Origin of the sequence: Streptomyces sp. M-16 (genome assembly GCF_052114405.1) — a bacterium.
GTDB lineage: Bacteria > Actinomycetota > Actinomycetes > Streptomycetales > Streptomycetaceae > Streptomyces.
In genome coordinates this window covers 1-17,578 of record NZ_JBFRER010000148.1, presented here as the reverse complement: position 1 = coordinate 17,578, position 17,578 = coordinate 1, and the positions used below count along the sequence as shown (strand labels likewise).

The 17,578-nt window shown below is 74.2% G+C and carries 18 protein-coding genes; 5 read left to right on the top strand and 13 right to left on the bottom strand.

The window, feature by feature from the left end; translation table 11 throughout:
* Positions 1-145: 145 nt before the first annotated feature.
* Both AB4039_RS37775 and AB4039_RS37770 read right to left on the bottom strand, forming a co-directional pair.
* Complete coding sequence (locus AB4039_RS37775; protein ID WP_266840193.1) at positions 146-445, bottom strand: hypothetical protein; 300 nt, start codon at positions 443-445, stop codon at positions 146-148.
* Between the two features lie 28 nt (positions 446-473).
* Positions 474-1,286: a carbon-nitrogen family hydrolase gene (locus tag AB4039_RS37770; RefSeq protein ID WP_266840195.1), complete on the bottom strand. Its 813-nt coding sequence runs from the start codon at positions 1,284-1,286 to the stop codon at positions 474-476.
* Positions 1,287-1,424: 138 nt separating this feature from the next.
* On the opposite strand from AB4039_RS37770, the gene AB4039_RS37765 reads away from it, so the two are divergent.
* On the top strand, positions 1,425-2,252 hold the full coding sequence (locus AB4039_RS37765; protein WP_371677707.1) for a maleylpyruvate isomerase family mycothiol-dependent enzyme: 828 nt from the start codon (positions 1,425-1,427) through the stop codon (positions 2,250-2,252).
* A 76-nt stretch (positions 2,253-2,328) separates the two neighbouring features.
* On the opposite strand, the gene AB4039_RS37760 is transcribed toward AB4039_RS37765, so the two are convergent.
* The 7 genes from AB4039_RS37760 to AB4039_RS37730 all read right to left on the bottom strand — a co-directional run bounded on the left by AB4039_RS37760 (position 2,329) and on the right by AB4039_RS37730 (position 8,907).
* Positions 2,329-3,648, bottom strand: a complete 1,320-nt coding sequence (locus tag AB4039_RS37760; RefSeq protein WP_442272883.1) for an MFS transporter — start codon at positions 3,646-3,648, stop codon at positions 2,329-2,331.
* Positions 3,645-4,304 (bottom strand): GntR family transcriptional regulator, encoded by a 660-nt coding sequence (locus AB4039_RS37755; protein WP_266840201.1) that lies wholly within the window; start codon positions 4,302-4,304, stop codon positions 3,645-3,647. Before AB4039_RS37755 ends, AB4039_RS37760 begins: the two co-directional genes overlap by 4 nt.
* A 94-nt stretch (positions 4,305-4,398) precedes the next feature.
* A complete protein-coding gene (locus AB4039_RS37750) occupies positions 4,399-4,716 on the bottom strand; it encodes a protease inhibitor I42 family protein (RefSeq protein WP_266840203.1) in 318 nt (105 codons plus the stop codon).
* A 12-nt stretch (positions 4,717-4,728) separates the two neighbouring features.
* Positions 4,729-6,726 (bottom strand): C1 family peptidase, encoded by a 1,998-nt coding sequence (locus AB4039_RS37745; RefSeq protein ID WP_442272882.1) that lies wholly within the window; start codon positions 6,724-6,726, stop codon positions 4,729-4,731.
* A gap of 136 nt (positions 6,727-6,862) precedes the next feature.
* A complete protein-coding gene (locus tag AB4039_RS37740; RefSeq protein WP_266840207.1) occupies positions 6,863-8,083 on the bottom strand; it encodes an FAD-dependent monooxygenase in 1,221 nt (406 codons plus the stop codon).
* Positions 8,084-8,123: 40 nt separating this feature from the next.
* Positions 8,124-8,627 (bottom strand): hypothetical protein, encoded by a 504-nt coding sequence (locus AB4039_RS37735; protein WP_442272881.1) that lies wholly within the window; start codon positions 8,625-8,627, stop codon positions 8,124-8,126.
* Between the two features lie 64 nt (positions 8,628-8,691).
* The gene (locus AB4039_RS37730) at positions 8,692-8,907 is read right to left on the bottom strand and encodes a hypothetical protein (protein WP_266840211.1); all 216 of its coding nucleotides are present in this window, start codon (positions 8,905-8,907) and stop codon (positions 8,692-8,694) included.
* Between the two features lie 117 nt (positions 8,908-9,024).
* Between AB4039_RS37730 and AB4039_RS37725 the strand changes: the two genes are divergently transcribed.
* The 3 genes from AB4039_RS37725 (at position 9,025) to AB4039_RS37715 (ending at position 12,359) form a co-directional block, all read left to right on the top strand.
* Positions 9,025-10,410, top strand: a complete 1,386-nt coding sequence (locus AB4039_RS37725) for a hypothetical protein (protein ID WP_442272880.1) — start codon at positions 9,025-9,027, stop codon at positions 10,408-10,410.
* A gap of 253 nt (positions 10,411-10,663) precedes the next feature.
* Entirely contained in the window at positions 10,664-11,872 is a 1,209-nt protein-coding gene (locus tag AB4039_RS37720) for a DUF1266 domain-containing protein (RefSeq protein ID WP_266840215.1), read from the top strand.
* A gap of 73 nt (positions 11,873-11,945) precedes the next feature.
* On the top strand, positions 11,946-12,359 hold the full coding sequence (locus AB4039_RS37715; RefSeq protein WP_266840217.1) for a PPOX class F420-dependent oxidoreductase: 414 nt from the start codon (positions 11,946-11,948) through the stop codon (positions 12,357-12,359).
* Here the strand turns inward: AB4039_RS37715 and AB4039_RS37710 are convergent.
* Entirely contained in the window at positions 12,356-13,765 is a 1,410-nt protein-coding gene (locus AB4039_RS37710; RefSeq protein WP_266840219.1) for a DHA2 family efflux MFS transporter permease subunit, read from the bottom strand. The two genes, AB4039_RS37715 and AB4039_RS37710, sit on opposite strands and share 4 nt — an antisense overlap.
* Positions 13,766-13,997: 232 nt before the next feature.
* Between AB4039_RS37710 and AB4039_RS37705 the strand changes: the two genes are divergently transcribed.
* Positions 13,998-14,732 carry a TetR/AcrR family transcriptional regulator gene (locus tag AB4039_RS37705; RefSeq protein WP_266840220.1) on the top strand — a complete coding sequence of 245 codons (735 nt, stop codon included), beginning with the start codon at positions 13,998-14,000 and terminating at the stop codon, positions 14,730-14,732.
* Here the strand turns inward: AB4039_RS37705 and AB4039_RS37700 are convergent.
* The 3 genes from AB4039_RS37700 to AB4039_RS37690 form a co-directional block, all read right to left on the bottom strand.
* Positions 14,706-15,470, bottom strand: coding sequence for a hypothetical protein (locus AB4039_RS37700; protein WP_442272879.1), 765 nt, complete (start codon positions 15,468-15,470; stop codon positions 14,706-14,708). The genes AB4039_RS37705 and AB4039_RS37700 overlap by 27 nt on opposite strands.
* A gap of 34 nt (positions 15,471-15,504) precedes the next feature.
* Positions 15,505-16,458 carry a GNAT family N-acetyltransferase gene (locus AB4039_RS37695; protein ID WP_442272878.1) on the bottom strand — a complete coding sequence of 318 codons (954 nt, stop codon included), beginning with the start codon at positions 16,456-16,458 and terminating at the stop codon, positions 15,505-15,507.
* Positions 16,459-16,587: 129 nt separating this feature from the next.
* Positions 16,588-17,578, bottom strand: a 991-nt coding sequence (locus tag AB4039_RS37690) for a dihydrolipoamide acetyltransferase family protein (protein ID WP_442272877.1), incomplete at its 5' end; no start/stop codon positions are given.

Here is a 17,578-nt window from a genome sequence, read left to right as displayed (position 1 = left end):
TGTCCGTGGGGAAGGAGCGGCGCCCGGTGCGTGCTCTCGGCGTGCCGACCGGAAGCCCGCGTACTGGACGTAMTTGAGCTTTCGGTCGGTGCGGCGAGAGTGCGTGYCGGGCGTCGCGACGCCGCGGAGATCCGTCAGACACCCCCTAGGCCGTCCTGGGCCCGTCGTGGTGGGAGCGGGCGGTGAGCTGGCCCTGGACGTAGGGGTCGGAGGCCGGGGAGTAGGGGCCTCCGTGGGCCACGAGGTGCTCCTCGATGCGCTGCCACTCCGCCACGGCGGCCGGGTCCGCCCCGGCCGCGCGGGCGGCCTCCAGGGCGTCGCGCGCCTCGGCGTGGGCCATGCCCGTGGCCTCGGCACGGATCCGGTCGCGCGCCGCGCGCTCACCGGGGCCGGGCTCGTGCGGCTCGGCCACGGCCTGGACGGCGGATTCGTCGGGGTGGGTCATGCGGTTCTGCTGCCCCGTCCGCGGCGGATCATGAGCTGCGGCCGGAAGCCCCGCCGGGGGTGCGCAGGCCCAGCATCCGGTCCTTCAGCGCCGGGAACTGCTCCCGGGTCGCGGCCACCTTCTCCGGGTCGAGGTCGACGGTGAGCACGTCCTCGCCCGGTCCCGCCTCGGCCAGGACCTCGCCCCACGGGTCCACCACCAGGCTGTGCCCCGACTGCTCGACGCCCGCGTGGGTGCCGGCCAGCGCGCAGGCGAGGACGTACGACTGGTCCTCGACGGCCCGTGCGCGGTTCAGCAGCGTCCAGTGGGCGCGGCGCCGGGCCGGCCAGCCCGCCGAGACCACCATGGTCGTGGCGCCCGCGTCGACCAGGCCCCGGAACAGCTCGGGGAAGCGCAGGTCGTAGCAGGTGGCCAGGCCCAGGGTCTGTTCCGGCAGGGTCACCGTGGTCAGCGAGTCCCCGGGCGACATCAGCACCGCCTCGCCCTGGTCGAAGCCGAAGCGGTGGATCTTGCGGTAGGTCGCGGCGAGCTCGCCCGCCGGGGACAGTACGAGCGCGGTGTTGTAGAGCGAGCCGTCGCCCGCGCGCTCGACGACCGAGCCCGCGTGCAGCCAGACCCCGGCGTCCCGTGCCGCCTTGGACATCGCCTCGTACGTCGGGCCGTCCAGCGGCTCCGCCTCGGTCTCGAACTGCTCGTAGGCGAAGGCCCCGACCGTCCACAGTTCGGGCAGCACCACGAGATCGGAGCCGCTCTGCTCCCGGACGAGTTCGGCGGCCCTCGACCGCCGGGAAGCCACCGACTCCCCCTCATTCACCGCGATTTGGATCAGCGAGGCGCGCACAGTACCACCGTCCTGGCCTATCGGCCGTCAACTCGGGCCTACGATCGTCACACGAAAGCACTGCCGGGGTGCTCATCGGCAGCGTAGTTTTGGGCATAGTCCACAACGCGCCACTGAAACTGCACGCGAGGGGTCCCGTTGACCGTCCATCCCAGCCTTGAGCCCTATGCCGACGCGTGGACGCATTCCATCGAGGCGATATCCGAGCTGGTGCGCCCGCTGGCCGAGTCCGACTGGAACCGGGCGACCCCCTGCCCCGGCTGGTCCGTCCGCGACGTCGTGTCCCACATCATCGGCATCGAGTGCGAGCAGCTCGGGGACCCCCGGCCGATCCACACCCTGCCGCGCGATCTCCGCCACGTGGTGGACGAGTTCACCCGGTACATGGAGGTGCAGGTTGACGTCCGGCGCCACCACACCGCGCCGGAGATGACCTCGGAGCTGGAGTACACGGTCATCCGGCGTCAGCGCCAGCTGCGCAACGAGAAGCGGGATCCGGCCACCACGATGGCGCGGGGTCCGCTCGGCGACCAGGTGACGCTGGAGTTCGCGCTGCGGCTGCGGGCGTTCGACGTCTGGATCCACGAGCAGGACCTGCGGGCCGCGCTGGGCGTGCCCGGCAACTGGGACTCGCCGGGCGCGTACGTGGCGCGGGACCTCCTCCTCGCCGGGCTGGCGAAGGTGGTCGCGAAGGGGGCGGGCGCGCCCCCCAACTCGGCCGTGGTGCTGGACGTGCACGGGGCGCTGGAGTTCATGCGGACCGTACGGGTGGACGCGACGGGCCGGGCCACCGTGGAGGAGACGCCCTCGCTGGGCCCGGCCGTGACGCTGGGCATGGACTGGGAGACCTACGTACGGCTCGCCGCGGGCCGGGTGCGGCCGCGCGCGGTCGCCGACCGGGTGAAGGTGGAGGGCGACGCGGAGCTGGGCGACGCGATCCTGGCGGCCTTCGCGGTGACTCCGTAGCGGACACCGCAGCCCGCCCCGCGACCCACCCCGCGACCCACCCCGCAGCGCACTGCGCCGCGTCTCCCGGCGGCCCTCAGGCCGTGGCCGGGGCCGGCGCCGGGTCGCCGTGGGAGGCCACCGGTGCGGGGGCCCGGCGGTCCCGTTCGCGGGCCAGGGCCCGGCCGCGCAGGCTCAGGATCCGGGACACGCCGAGGGCCTGGAGGACGAACACCGAGGAGAAGGCGATCCGGTAGTCGTCGCCGGTGGCGTCGAGCAGGACGCCGACCGCCAGCAGGGTGGTCATCGAGGCGAGGAAGCCGCCCATGTTGGTGATCCCGGACGCGGTGCCCTGGCGCTCGGGCGGGTTGGCGGGCCGGGCGAAGTCGAAGCCGATCATCGAGGCGGGTCCACAGGTGCCGAGCACCACGCACAGGGCGACGAGCAGCCACATCGGCGCCCGGTCCCCCGGGTGGACGAGTACGGCGCCCCACAGCGTGGCGGTGGTCCCCACGGTGGCCAGGGCCAGCGGGATCCGGGAGGACTGGAAGCGGCCCACGATCTGGCCGTAGAGCAGTCCGAAGCCCATGTTGGAGGCGACCACCAGGGTGAGCAGCCCGCCCGCGGTGGTCCGGGACAGCCCCTGTGCCTCGACGAGGAACGGCATCCCCCACAGCAGCAGGAACACCATCGCCGGGAACTGGGTGGTGAAGTGCACCCACAGCCCGAGCTTCGTGCCGGGCTCCCGCCAGGAGTCGGCGATCTGGCGCCGCACGAAGCCGCCGGAGCCGCCCGCGCCCCGGGCCGGGTCGGCCGCCGGCCCGTACCCCTCGGGGTGGTCCCGCAGGAAGAGCACCAGCGGCACCAGCACCACGAGCCCGGCGGCCGCGCTGCCCGCGAAGGCGGGCACCCAGCCGAGGCCGTGCAGGACGGGTGCCAGCACGAGGGTGGAGACGAGGTTGCCCGCCATCCCCACCAGCCCGGCCAGTTGTGCCATCAGCGGCCCGCGCCGGGCGGGGAACCAGCGGGTGCCCAGCCGCAGGACGGAGATGAAGGTCATGGCGTCGCCGCAGCCGAGCAGGGCGCGCGCGGCCAGCGCCGTCCCGTAGGACGGGGACAGTGCGAAGCCGACCTGTCCGGCGGTGAAGAGGACGGCGCCGAGGGTGAGGACCTTCTTGGTGCCGAGCCGGTCCACCATCAGGCCGACGGGTATCTGCATGCCGGCGTAGACCAGCAGCTGGAGGAGGGAGAACGCGGCCAGCGCGGAGGCGTTGACGTGGAAGCGGTCGGCGGCGTCGAGTCCGGCGACGCCGAGGCTGGTGCGGAAGATGACGGCGACGAAGTAGACGGCGACGCCGATCGACCAGACGGCCACGGCCTTCCGCCCGCCCGGCGGGTCCTGGGGCAGCCCGCTCATCGGCCCGCCCCCCGCACCAGCGCCTCGACCCGCCCGACGTGCCCGCGTACGGCGGCCGCGGCGGTGTCGGCGTCGCCGGCGCGCAGGGCGTCCAGGATCTCGGCGTGCTCGGCGAGGGTCAGCTCCACCCGGTCGGGGTGCGCGTGCAGCAGGGCCACGCCCATCCGCAGCTGGCGGTCGCGGAGCTGGTCGTAGAGCCGGGACAGGATCTGGTTGCCGGCGTGGCGGACGATCTCGGCGTGGAAGCCCCGGTCAGCGGCCATCAGCGCGGGCAGGTCCCCCGCGGCGGCGTGCCGGCGCTGTTCCTCGACCAGTTCCGCGAGCCGCTCCAGCAGGGCGGGGGGCGCGGGCACGGCCCTGCGGACGGTGAACTCCTCGACCAGCAGCCGCGTTTCGATGACGTCGGCGATCTCCTGTGCGGAGACCGGCAGCACCAGGGCGCCCTTCTTCGGGTACAGCTTCAGGAGGCCCTCGGTCTCCAGCCGCAGCAGCGCCTCGCGGACGGGCGTGCGGGAGACGCCGACGGCCTCGGCGAGCTCCCCTTCCGTGAGCAGCACCCCGCCCTCGTAGCGGCGGTCCAGGACGCCCTGCTTGACGTGGCGGTAGACGCGGTCGGCGGCGGGCGGGGAGGCGGGAGAGGCCGGGGAGGGGGGCATGCGCACAGGATAGATACATCATGGATGCGTGCGGCCGTACGTCCGCCATCCGGACGGCGCACCGCCCACCGCCGCAACGCCCCCCACTCACCGCTCACCGCTTGCCGTGGACCTCGACCTCCAGCAGGAGTTCGTCGTACGGGGCCTCCTGCGGGTACGGCGGCCTGATCTGTGCGAACCGGATCCGGGCCCTCGCCCCGGGCCGGCGGCCCCGGAGCGTGTACGCCCGCTCGACGGCCTCCCCGGGCAGGGACCCGCGCTCCGCGCCGGGCCCGGCGTCCGCCACCGCGACGGTGACGGCGTCCTCGTCCCCCGTCACCTGCCAGGTCCACACGTAGCCGCGCGCCCCCCGGCCGGGCAGCCGCAGGGTGTACGTCTCGCCCTGCCCGAGCTCGATCCGGCGCACCTCCACCCGCAGCCCCTCTCATGCCGGGCCGATGACCGGCCCCTCGTGCCAGCCGGCACCGTCCCGCCAGTAGTGCTGGAGCAGGCGGTCGGTGCGCAGGACGACGACTTCCAGGTTGAACCCGAAGCTGCCCTGCAGCATCCCGGTGACGGTGAGCACGTCGTGCCCGAAGACGGCGCCGCGGGCCCAGGCGGCGCCCGAGGCGTTCCCGCGCCACCAGTGCTCGACGCGGCCGTCCGCCCGGGCCGCGCACAGTTCGTAGTTCCCGGCGGTGTCCTCGTCCGCGGCCCCGTACTGGGCCTCGACCATGCAGGGCGCCGAGGTGATCCCGCCGCCGAAGACCTCGCCGGGGCGCCAGACGAAGCCGTTGGGGTCGTCGCGCCACCACAGTTGCATCGTGCCGTCCGTACGGGCCGCCACCAGGTCCAGGTGGCGGCTGCGGGTCTGCACCAGGGCGGGGCCGTAGTGGGCGATCCCGGAGGCGAAGCGGCCGCCGTCGTTCCAGGTCCAGGGGGCGCCGTTGATCCGCCACCAGTGGTTGAGGCGGCCGTCGGCGGTGCGCACGACCACCTCGAAGTTGCCCGGCGCCCCGTAGTCGCTCTGGATGAACCCGGGCGTCGAGCCGAGGGCCGCGTCCCCGGGGCCGAAGGCGCCGCCGTCGCGCCAGACGCCGACGGACTGCTCGTAGTACCAGTGGCGCAGCCGGCCGCCCGTGGTGACGTGCAGGGACTCCATGTTCCGGTTGTAGGTGGAGCCGGTGAAGGCGGGCTGACCGCCGGCGTCGCCCGCGAAGGCCGCCCCCCGGGACCAGGCGAAGGGGGCGTCGCCCTCGCGCCACCAGTGCTGGAGCCGGCCGCCGCCCGCCGCCGCGGCCATCTCGAAGTTGCGGTGGGCCCGGCCGTTGCCGCTCTCGTAGACGCTGCCCGCGTGCAGGCGGCGCTTGCTCCAGGGGTCGATGTTGGTGCCGCGCAGTCCGCACTTGGCCCAGTAGTCGATGTTGACCTCGCCGTAGGCGATCCGGCCGTACCCGCCGACGTGGTAGCCGGTCCCCCAGGAGTTCTTGAACAGCCAGCAGCCGGCCGCGTCGTCGTAGCCGACGACCAGCACGCAGTGGCCGCCCGCGAGCCGGTCGCTGGTGCGGTGGTAGACGCCGGAGCCGAGCCCGAAGAAGTCGTCGTAGACGTCGAAGCAGGCGGTGAGCGGGCCGACCGTGTCCAGCCACGCCTTCTGCTGCTCCACGTCCCCGAGACGGACGTAGTCGGTGATCCGCACGGTCCGGCCCGAACGGTCCCAGCTGGGCGTGTACTCGGCCCGCCAGGCGTCGCGGCGCTCGGCGGGCAGTCCGGGGGGCGGGGGGCTGTAGGGCCAGCAGTCCGGGTCGGCGAGGCCGCCGTTGGCGCGGATCCAGTCGAGGGCGGTCTCCGGGTTGCCGCCCTGCCCGCAGGTGGACTTGAGCCCGTCGTGGACGTCCCCCTCGGAGCGCTCCGCCCACACGTCGTGCTCGATCCGGGCCATCGACTCGACGAGACCGGCCGCGCCGAAGGCCCAGCAGGACCCGCAGGGGTTCTGGTCCTTCACCTTCGTCAGCCAGGGCCAGCCCCAGCGGGACCGCCAGTCCACGGCGACGGGCCGGCCGGCGCTCACGCCCGCCGCCGTGTCCGCATCCGTTCCGGCGCCCGTTCCGGCGCCCGTTCCGGCGGCGGGGCCCGTCGCGGTGCCCGCGCCGCCGTCCGCCCCGCCGTCCGCCCCGCCGTGCGCGCCGCCGTCCGGGAGCAGGCCGTGTGCGGCCCGCCGCCGGGTCAAGTGCGGATTGCCGCTGGGGTGGCCGATCAGCGCCCTCAGGTCCACGGTCCCGGCCTCCGCGGCCGGGGTCAGGTTCACCCCCGGTTCCAGACCGAGCGCGGGGCGCGGCACGGGCGCCCCGTCGGCCAGGTGCTCGCTCACCGACCACCGCGCCCCCTGCGCCACGAGCTGCGCCCGCAGCTCCCCGGCCGTCTGGACAGACTCCCCCGGCATACCGCCCCCAGCTGCAACCGCCCGGTCGTGAGCCCCGGGAGCGTCTCCCCGTCACCGGACCGCGTCAAGGGGGTCCGCGCGGTCGCGCGGAGGCACGGGGGTCGTACGGTGCGGGGAGTCCTGCCGACGGGTGCGGCTACGGGGTCAGCGCCTGGCCCCCGATGCCCGCGGCCCCCGCCAGCTGTGCCTGCCACCACGCCGCCACCTCGTCGCGGCTCATCTCCGCCCACGGCGGCGTCCGCTCCACCTGGGCCCGGCCCAGCCGGCGGGCCAGGGCGACGAGGTCGCGGCCGGCCGGGCCCCGGGCGGCCTGGTAGGCGCCCAGCAGTTCCTCCCAGGAGTCCGCGCGGCGCCACGCGGCGGCGAACGCGGTCGCGTCCTGGAGCGCCTTGGCGGCGCCGCTGGTGTTGTGCGGGCGCACCACGGTGGCCGCGTCACCGGCGAGCAGGAGCCGCCCGGCGGTGGTGCGCGCGGTCTCCAGGTCGTAGATGGGCTGCACGAAGGTGTCCGCCGGGTCGGTCAGCGCGAGCGCGTGGCCCCAGTACGGCGGGAACTCCCGTTCCAGGAGCTCCCGCAGGTGTCCCGACAGTTCCGGGGTCAGCGCGCCCGGCGGGAAGCTGGTCGGGTCGTCGTAGCGCAGGGCGCCGTCCCGCGGCGGCGGGGCGTAGAGCACCCAGTTCACCCGGGGTCCGTCCGGACCGGGGATCCGGTAGATCACGCAGCTCCCGCCCGCGAAGCAGACGGTGGTGACGGCCCCGGGGTGCGGGTCGGTGCCCCCGCCGTCGGGCTCCGGCAGCCGTGCCGCGTCGAAGTTGCCGCGCCAGCACACGTACCCGGCGTAGTGCGGCCGGGACCCCGGGCAGACCGCCTCGCGCACCACCGAGCGGTAGCCGTCCGCCCCGACGGCCAGGTCGTACCGCTCGACGGCACCGTCGGCGGTCCGCACCTCGGCGGCGCCGCCCGCGTCCGCGGCCACGCCCGCCACCGTCACGCCCTGCCGGTAGCGCACCCCGTCGGGAGTGGCCGCGCGCAGCCCGCGCCACAGCAGCCCCCAGTGGTACGAGTGGAAGGGGAAGGGCTGCTCCCAGATCAGCCGGCCGCCCTGCGCCCCCGGCTCCCGCACCACCCACCGGCGCCGCTCCAGCCGGTGCGCGGGGATCCCCGCGGGCAGCGCCCCGGCCGCGGCCAGCTCGGCGGCCCGGTCGTCGTGGACGCAGAGCCCCAGGCCCCGGTCCGCGAGCCGGCCGCGCGTGCGCTCCAGTACGACGACCTCGTCCGCCCCCGCCCGCACCGCCGCGGCGGCGAACGCGCACCCCGCGATGCTCCCGCCGACGACCGCGACCCTTCCGCCCTGCATGTCCGTCTCCCGTCGTGGATGAATGTGTGCGGAGCCCTTCTCAGCGCTGCCGGGCACCGGGCAGCAGCCACCACAAGGCCCAGCTGGAGGGGGCCAGGAGCGGCACGTTGTGGAGCACCCCGTCCCACCCCCAGCCGTACGGCAGGAACACCCCCACCATGAACAGGGCCGTGTTCACCGTGAGGAAAAGGAACCACGACCGGCCGGCCGAGGGCTTGGGACGTTCCGCCGTGTTCACCGGTCCCGCGCCCGGGGCGAAGAGGGCGATGCCCAGGGGACCGGTATCGATGTACTGCGCCGGGAACACCGTCGCGACGGCCCAGGCCGGGGCTGTGCACACCAGCCCCCGCGCCGGCAGAGCCGGACCCGGCCCCAGCCGGGAGCCCGGGCCCGTTCCGGGCAGCGGCAGCACCACCGCCGGTACGGGACCCCCGGCAGGCCCGGCGGCTCCGGTGCGCCCGGCTCCGAGGACCGTGCCGCCCCGGCCGATCAGCTCCAGGAGCTCGTACCGCCCACCGATCAGCGCCCCGCCCGACTCCGCCACGGCGCACAGCCTAACTTCCGTGTGGAGCAGACGGATTGACTGACCGAAAAGCGTCGGCCCGGGGTCAGGCGACGGGCTCCTTGTTGTACGTGCCGCCGATGCAGACCCACTGGCCGGTGGCGGAGTCGTACTCCACGCTGCCACCAGCGGCCACGCACGTCTGCGCGTCGACGGCGGGCGCGGCCGCCCGGGCGGCGGGGCCCATGAGGCCGAGCACGGCCACGGCGGCGGCAGCGGCGACGGGGAACCCGAAAATTCGCATACGCACGTGCATGGACATGGAGGATCTCCTACGGGGACGGTCCTGTGACACACACCCCCCTTCCATTACACGGCAGGTTCCCTCGGAGTGCCTGCTGGGGAAGCGCTCACCCAACTCCGGCCGCACACTGGTGTCATGGAGAACAACCCCACGGTCGTCGTGGGGCCGCCGGACGGTCTTGGCCTGCGGAAGGTCACCGTCGACGGCAAGACCGCGGGCAAGGTGCGGTCCCCCAGAGAACTGCGGAAACTCCTTTCCCGTGCCGGTCTGCCTTTCGAGCGGAACATCCAGTGGCGCGGYGGCGACAGCACGGTCTGGCCGAACCGGTCGTGGCTGCGCTTACTGCACGGCTCCGCGGCGGCACTCTGCCTCCTGACGACCGCAATCGTGCTCTTCAAGATAGGAATGGCAGACTTCTTCAGCGCCCTGACCTATGCCGGACGCATCGCGGGAGCCACTTTCCTGGTCGCCGCCGCGATAGAGGTGATCGGCATCGCCGCCGTTTTCGACTACTGGACCAAGCGGCGGGTGAGGTTCTCGGGAGCGGTCGTGTTCTTCGCCGCCGCGATATCCCTCCTCGCGAACGCGTCGCTGCTCCTGGTGCAGATGGGCGGCCGGGTGTACACCCGCTACCTGTGGCTCTGGATCGTCCTCATCGTCTGGTCCTCCTGGGCCCTGTTCATGCTCGTCCGCTCCCAGGCGTGGGCGGGACTCCAGAACCCCAAGCGCATCGCGATCGGGGCGGTCGTCTCGACCGTCCTGGCCGTCACCAGCCTCACGTACTCGCAGTTCTACGTCCCGTACACCGCGTCCCCGCTGGTCGAGACCGCAGCCGAGTTCCGGTCACCGACCCTGAACAAGGACGGGACGGTCATGTACCTCCCCGTCCACCTCTCGGTGAAGAACGCCGGCCGCGTCGCCGTCTACGTCCTCGGCAGCATCTACTGGATCCACGGCAAGCCCGTCGGCACACCGGACTACACCCTCATCCAGCCCGGCGAGTTCATCGCACCGCCGGGCCGGGCCCTGAACCCGGGCGAGGAATTCTCGGGCGACGAGGTCGTGAAGATCGACAACCCCAGGAAGTCCGACTTCGAGACGGTCCGCGCCCAGACCGAGATGTACGTGATCAGGGCCGACAGGATGACCATCACCGCCGACTACGAAAACTCCAAGAAATATGCCGGCCAACTCGCGAAGGAAGGCAAGGACAAGGACCCGGAAGGCCCGCCCGGGGACTACTTCCGCTATCAGGCCGAGATCTCCAACAGCAATGAGATCCTCAATGTGACCCGGGGCCACCAGCGCGTGACGGTGTGGTGGATGTACCGGGGTTCCTGGCCGTACATCTACGTGGACGTGGCCCCACCCGGCGAACGGAAGGCCTTCGACCCCCACCACCCCGACGCGAACAAGGAGGTCATCGACCGGTACGGCCTCGCACGCGTCCGCGGCTCGATGGTCCAGACCCCGTTCCTGCAACTGCTGGACAAGGCCGAGGCCGAACACTCCGCGCATTAGGCGGGCGCGCGGGCTTGCCCTCAGACGGCGAAGGCCTGCTTGACCTGGGGCGAGGCTCGGGTTCGTCAGGACCGTTTCGGTGCCGGCCGGGGAGATCACCCGGACCGTGGGGGAGGGCCACCTGCGCACACCCCCCGCCGGACGTACCGTGACCGGACTTCACGCACGCGAACCCTTTCATGCCCGGTGCCCTTTGTGCATGCTGTCGATCAGGTCGAGCCGGCCCCGGGGTCCCCCTATAGGGTCAGGCCGTATGGATGGCTGGACGGCGCCGAGCGCGATCGAGAGAGAGCTGTACGAGGCGAAGTCCCGCGGGGACTGGCCGGCCTTCCTGGACGCCCTCGCCCGCGCCGAGCTGTTCCTCCCCCAGCACCGCGCCGCCGTCGACGCCGATCCGCGGCAGGCCCGTTTCCACCCCGCCCCCGGCGGGGCGAGCCTGGCCGTCTACACCCGGGGCATGCTGCCCGCCCCCGACCAGCACACCGTGTACCTGCGCCAGAGCCTCGCCTGGTTCGCGAACGCCTGGGACGACCGGGACCCCGCCTACCTCGCCGTGAACCCCGGCTGCCCCGCCGAGGCCTACCTCACCACCCGCCCCGAGGACCGCGCCCGCTGGCGCGCGCACTGGGACGCCGCCCCCTCGTGGGGCCTGTCCGAAGGCGCCGTGCACGCCCTGCACACCGGCGGGCCGCTGCACGGTCCGGTCGCGCACGGGCTGGCCGTCGGCGCGCACCTCGCCGTCGCCAACGGGGAGTTCTGGAACGCCCTCGCCCAGCACGGCAACGGCTACACCCGCGAGCGCGAGCGGATGCGCAAGTGGTGGGGCGTCACCGACGGCGCGGGCTGGCTGGAGGCCCTGCGGCAGCTGCAGAACGCCGACGCCGTCAGCCCCGTCTGGGAGTACGCGCTGCGCGTGCGCCGCGTCCTCGCCTCCGACTTCGCCGGGCCCGTCGACGTGGAGCACTGGCGGCACGCCGCCGAGACCAGCCTGCGCCGGGGCGCCGAACGCTCCGCCGAGCCGCAGCTCACCCCCGAAGGGGTCACCGTCGTCGAGCCGCGCCCCGCCGCCGAGGTCGAGGGCGAGATCGCCGGGGTGCGCCGGCTCATCGGCCGGATCGCCCGCTACGAGCAGCGCTTCCGGGCCGACGGGCTGCTCCCGCCGGACGGCTGGGTGCGTTCCGTGGAGGGCTGGGACCACGGCCGGGCCTCCCAGATGGCCCGCTGGGGCGTCGCCACCCGCTACGGCACCCTGGAGGACGCCGAGCGGGGCGTGCTCCGCGCCGGCGAGGCCGCCCGCGGGGCCTACCGCTCCTGGGCGGACTTCTCCGCCGGATACTCCCTCGGCCGGTGCCTGCACTTCGACGAGGAGGAGTTCGGGGACTGGTACGCCTCCTCGCTCGCCACTCATCTGACGCTGACCACCGACCCGGCCAGCCCCTGGCTCAACATCCCCTGGCGCTGAGCGACTTCGGGTAGTCCCCGCGCCGCACGCCGGGGCGGCCCCGGCCGCTCCGGCGCCAACTAGGCTTCCACGTATGACGATTGCTCTGAACGACACGGTGCGACAGCTCCTCGACTCCCCGCACCCGGCGGTGCTCTCCACCATCGACCCCGACGGCAGTCCGCAGAGTTCGGTGGTCTGGGTGACCCGGGACGGCGACGAGGTCCTGATCTCCACCGAGCGGGGCCGGCGCAAGGAGCGCAACGTGGTCCGCGACGGGCGGGTCGGCCTGACCGTCTTCGACCTGGCCAACCCGTACCTCTACGCGGAGATCCGCGGCACCGTGACCGTCACCGAGGACACCGGCCGCGCGGTCGCCGTCCGCATCGCCGAGGAGTACCTCGGCCCGGGCGCCGGCAAGGAGTACGGGGACACCGGGGACGGCGCGGTACGGGTGGTCCTGCGCCTCACCCCGTCCAAGGTCCTCGGCAACGCCGCGAAGGCCTAGGACCGCCGCCCCGGCAGGCGCAGCGACGGCAGCAGGGACAGCGCGATCAGGCCCGCCGCCACCGCGTACGCGGTGCGGAAGCCGGCCGGGGTGGTGCCCGCCGTGCCGAGGACCACGGAGGTGAGGGCCGTCCCGACCGAGGCGCACAGCTGGGAGTTGATGCTGAGGGCCGTGCTCGCCGCCGCCATGCGCGCGGCGGGCAGGTCCCGGCCGGCGGTGGTCATCGTCGGCATCAGCACCATCCCGGCGCCGACGCCCATCAGCATCAGCGAGCCCACGACCTGTCCGCCCGGCACCCCCGCCGCGCCGGTCCGCAGGCCGGCGAGCAGCATGCCGAGGGCCGCGACCGCCACCCCCACGGGGATCAGCCGCCGGGGGGCGACCTCGTCGACGCGCCGGGAGGCGATCTGCATGGTCACCCCGACCGCGAGGCCGACGGGCGCCACCAGCAGCCCCGCCGCGCTCGCGCTCAGCCCGCGCGCCTGCTGCCAGTACACCGGGGCCAGCAGCATCGAGCCGAAGTAGCCGCAGGTGAACGGGGCGAGCGTGCAGACGGCGGCGGCGAAGGTGCGGTCGCGCAGCAGCCGCAGGTCGAGCAGCGGCTCCGGCACGCGCAGCGCGCGCCGTACGAAGGCCGCGACGAGGACGGCGCCGCCCAGCAGGGGCAGCAGCACCCCGGGGGAGCCGAACCCGCCGCTCCCGCCGCCCCGGGACAGCCCGTACAGGAGCAGGGCGAGGCCCGGGGAGAGGCTCAGCAGTCCGGGGACGTCGAGCCGCGGCGAAGCCGCCGCGCCCAGGGGGGAGTCCGGGCGCAGCAGCCTCGCCGCGAGAATCAGGGCGGCCGCTCCGACGGGCAGGTTGACGAGGAAGATCCACTGCCAGGAGGCGGCGTCGATCAGCCAGCCGCCCAGCATCGGCCCGGCCACGGGGCCGACGAGCACGGGCAGCCCCAGGAGGGCCATCGCCCGCCCGAGCCGGTCGCGGTCTGCGGCCCGCATCACCATCGTCATGCCGACCGGCATCAGCAGTCCGCCGCCCAGCCCCTGGAGGGCGCGGAAGGCGATCAGGCTGCCGGCGCTCCACGCGCACGCGGCGAGCAGGGAGCCGAGGGTGAACAGGGACAGGGCCGTGAGGTAGGTGCGCTTCGCGCCGATCCGGCCCATCGCCCAGGCCGACGTCGGGATGACGGCGGCCAGGGCCAGGGTGTAGGCGGTGGCGGTCCACTGGACGGTCTCCAGCGGAGCCCCGAAGGACTCGGAGAGCCTGTCGAGCGCCACGTTGACGATGGTCATGTCGAGGACGGACATGACGGCGCCGGTGATCACGACGGTGAGGATGCGCCCGAGCTGCCCGGGCGCGGCCCCTAACGCCGGCGGCGAGTCCTCGGCGGTGGGTGTGGTCGGCATCGTGCGGTGGCCCTCAGCCCTCGTACGGGTGGACCGTGCGGGCGGGGCCGCTGACGGCGGCGGCGCGCGGGAGCGTCCCGGTGGCGGTTTCGGCAGCAGACATGAACGACTGTCCCCCTCTGGAGAACCGGGCGGTTGGTTTGTGTCTATGGCCTGCCAGTAAGCTACAACGGGCGTTGTAAGAAGCACAACGACCGTTGTAGAGAACGGCGCGAGCGGCGATGGAGGGGTAATGGAGGAGGAAGCCCCGGGCGGCGGCCCGGAGGGGACGGCGGACGCGCTCCCGCCCCGGAAGCAGGCCAAGCGGACCGCGATCGCGCGCGCCGCCTGCACGGTGTTCGGCCGCGAGGGGTACGCGCGCGCCTCCGTCGACGCCCTCGCCGCCGCGGCCGGGGTCTCGACGCGGACGCTCTACAACCACTTCCCCGGAGGCAAGTCGGAGCTCTTCCGGGCCGTGGTGACCTGGAGCTCGGGCGAGGTGCGGGACGCCCACGTGGCCACCGTGCGCACCCTGCTCGACCCCGGGCGCCCGCCCCACCCGGACAACCTGGAACGGGACCTCGCCGCCCTCGTCCGGGCGCTGATCGACGTCATGGTGAAGCACCCCGACCACTTCGCGCTCGTACGCCACATCCACGCCGAGGCCGACCACGTACCGCCCGAGGTGCTGGCGGCCTGGAAGTCCGCGGGCCCCGGCCCGGTCGGGGACGCCCTCGCGGACGCCCTCGCGGGCCTCGCGGAGGCGGGGCTGATCGACGTGCACGGCGACGCGGAGCTGGCGGGCGCCCACTTCACGGCGCTGACCTCCAGCTCCGTCGCACAGCTCTCGCACTACGGGGTCCTGCCCCTGTCCGAGGCCCTGACCGACCGGCTCGTCCGGGGCGGCGTCGCGGCCTTCCTCCGCGCCTACCGGGGCCGCCGAGGGCCGGCCACAGCCGCTTCAGGGCAGTCGTCCGCCCACCTGTGACCAGGCGTCCACCGCCGCCGCCAGCGGGTCCCCGGGCGCCAGGTACGGGCGGGCGGCGCCCGTCCACCGCAGGAGGTTCCTGATCAGCCTCAGGTGCACGATCCGTTCCCGGGGCAGCGCGCGCCAGTCCCGGGCCCGTGCGGCCGCCTCCGCCGGGGTCAGGTCGATCAGCGCGAGCGCCTCCCGGCACAGCGCGGCCGGGTCCCCGCCCGGTCCGGGCCCGAACTCCCGGATCAGGTAGCTCCGCACGAAGGCCAGGTYGATCCCCCGCACCAGGTCCGGGGCGCCCTCGGCCCGCGCGCAGCGGTACGCCGCCGCCACCGCCAGCCGGCCCCAGCGCAGCCGCACCGCGTCCGGCAGGGTGCGGTCCCGCATCCCGCCCACCGCGAGGCCGCGCAGGGTCCGCGGAAGGGGCTCGTCCCCCAGCGGGGGCCCGGTGGCCAGCCAGGCCTCCAGTTCCTCCAGGGCGTGCCCCTCGGGCGGTACGGAGGTCAGCACCTGGCCCCGGCCGAGCAGCGCCACCACGGCCCCCGTCAGGCGGACCCGCGCCGTGTGCCCGGCGTCGAAGGAGTCGGCCGGGCGGCCGTGGCGCTCTATGCGGCGCAGCCCGAGCCGCGACGGCCCGGCGGCGTAGACCTGCCCGGACCGGGCGACCCCGCCGAGGCACCGGACGAGGCACACGCCGCCCGTGACGTCGGCCTCCTCGACGGAGTACACCTGCAACTCGGTGATGGGCACCCCGACCCCCTTCCCGGTGCGGGAGGTTACCGCGTCACACCGCCGCCGGCTCCTCCAGGACGAGGCGGATCTCGGTGACCTCGTAGCCGGCCCGGTCGAAGGCGGCGGCCATGGGGAGGTTGACGGTGTCGGTGGTCGCGGTGATCCGGCCCGCGCCGTCGGCGGCGTGGAAGCGGGTGATCTCGCCGAGGACCTCGTCGATGAGGCCCTTGCCGCGCTGCTCCGGGACGACGCCGAGGTAGCCGACGTTGCGGTGGTAGGGGGTCGCGGAGGGAATGGCCATCCCGGCGAGGGTGCCGTCGGGCAGGTGGGCCAGGCGCCACCAGGAGCGCTCGCCGGGGCAGTCGAGGTAGAAGGCGAAGTCGTCCTTGGCGAAGTCGTCCTTGGCGAACTCCTCCTCCGTCATCACGGCAAGCTCCTGCCGGGTGTTCACGTCGAGGCTGCCCCGGGAGAGCCGGGCGAAGGCGTCGAGGAACTCCTCGTCGGTGCCCTCGCGGAAGACGAGGCGTCCGGTGGGTGCGGCGGTCCCGGCGGCCGGGGTCCACTCGTAGCGCAGGCGCTCGACCTCCTGCTCCAGACCCGCCCGCCGCGCGGCCTCCTGCCGCCAGGCGACCGCCGAGGCCAGCGCCGGGTCGGACCGCCAGTCGCGGGGCAGCGAGATGTGGTAGCCCGGGGCCTTGCCGAAGGCGGCGTGGCCGGCTTCCAGGAGGCCCGCGGCGAGGCCGGCCGGGTCGGCCACGCCCTCGCGGACCTGGAGGCAGTCGAGCGCGACGGGCCGCTCGCTGTCGGCCCGCCCCCACCACAGGGCGCGGGCGAGCAGCTCCCCGTCCTCGTCCTCGGCGGACCAGATCCACTCGGGACGGATCCGGTCCGCGGCGAGCTCCTCGCGGATCCGCTCGGCGGTCAGGGCGGCGACGGGGCCGTCGGCCCGGTAGGCGACGGCACGGTCGAGGGCCGCGGGGTCCGTGGTGGCAGCGCGAAAGATCACCCGGCGATGATCACACGCCTCGAAGCCGCTGACCAGGCGTTTCAGCTGCGCGGAAGTGGAACACGAGGGGCCGGTCCCGCGCACGTGCGTGCGTGGGACCGGCCCCTCGGAAGGCGTGCCGCGAAGCCGCTACGACCAGGTGACCAGCCGGCGCGGGTGCTCCAGGACGGCCGCGATGTCGGCCAGGAAGCGGGATCCGAGCTCGCCGTCGATCAGACGGTGGTCGAACGACAGCGCCAGGGTGGTGACCTGACGGGCCTTCACCTTGCCCTTGTGGACCCACGGCTGGAGCTTGATCGCGCCGACCGCGAGGATCGCGGACTCGCCCGGGTTCAGGATGGGCGTACCGGTGTCGACGCCGAAGACGCCGACGTTGGTGATGGTGATGGTGCCGTTCTGCATGTCGGCCGGGGAGGTCTTGCCGTCGCGGGCCGTGGCGACCAGCTCGGACAGGGCCGTCGACAGCTCGCCGAGGGTCTTGGCGTGCGCGTCCTTGATGTTCGGGACGATCAGCCCGCGCGGGGTGGCCGCCGCGATGCCCAGGTTGACGTAGTGCTTGAGCACGATCTCCTGGGCCGCCTCGTCCCAGGACGCGTTGACGTCCGGGTTGCGGCGGATCGCGACGAGCACGGCCTTCGCGATCAGGAGCAGCGGGTTGATCCGCAGGCCCTGGAGGTCCGGGTCGTCCTTGAGCTCCTGGACCAGCTTCATCGTCCGGGTCACGTCGAGCGTGATGAACTCGGTGACGTGCGGCGCGGTGAACGCGGAGTTGACCATCGCCTGGGCCGTGACCTTGCGGACGCCCTTGACCGGGATCCGGGTCTCCCGGGCCGAGGCCTCCACGGCCTGCGGTACGGGTACGGGCGCCTCGGCGGCCGGAGCCGCGGCGGCGACCGGAGCCGGGGCGACGGCCGCGGGCGCCGGGGCGATCGCGGCGGCAGCGGCGGCGTGCACGTCCTCGCGGGTCACGATGCCGCCGTCACCGGTGGGGACCACCGCGGCCAGGTCGATGCCGAGGTCCTTGGCGAGCTTGCGCACCGGCGGCTTGGCCAGCGGGCGCTCCCCGTCCGGCTGCGCCGGGACGGCGACGGCCGGAGCGGCCGGGGCCGCGCTGCCGTTC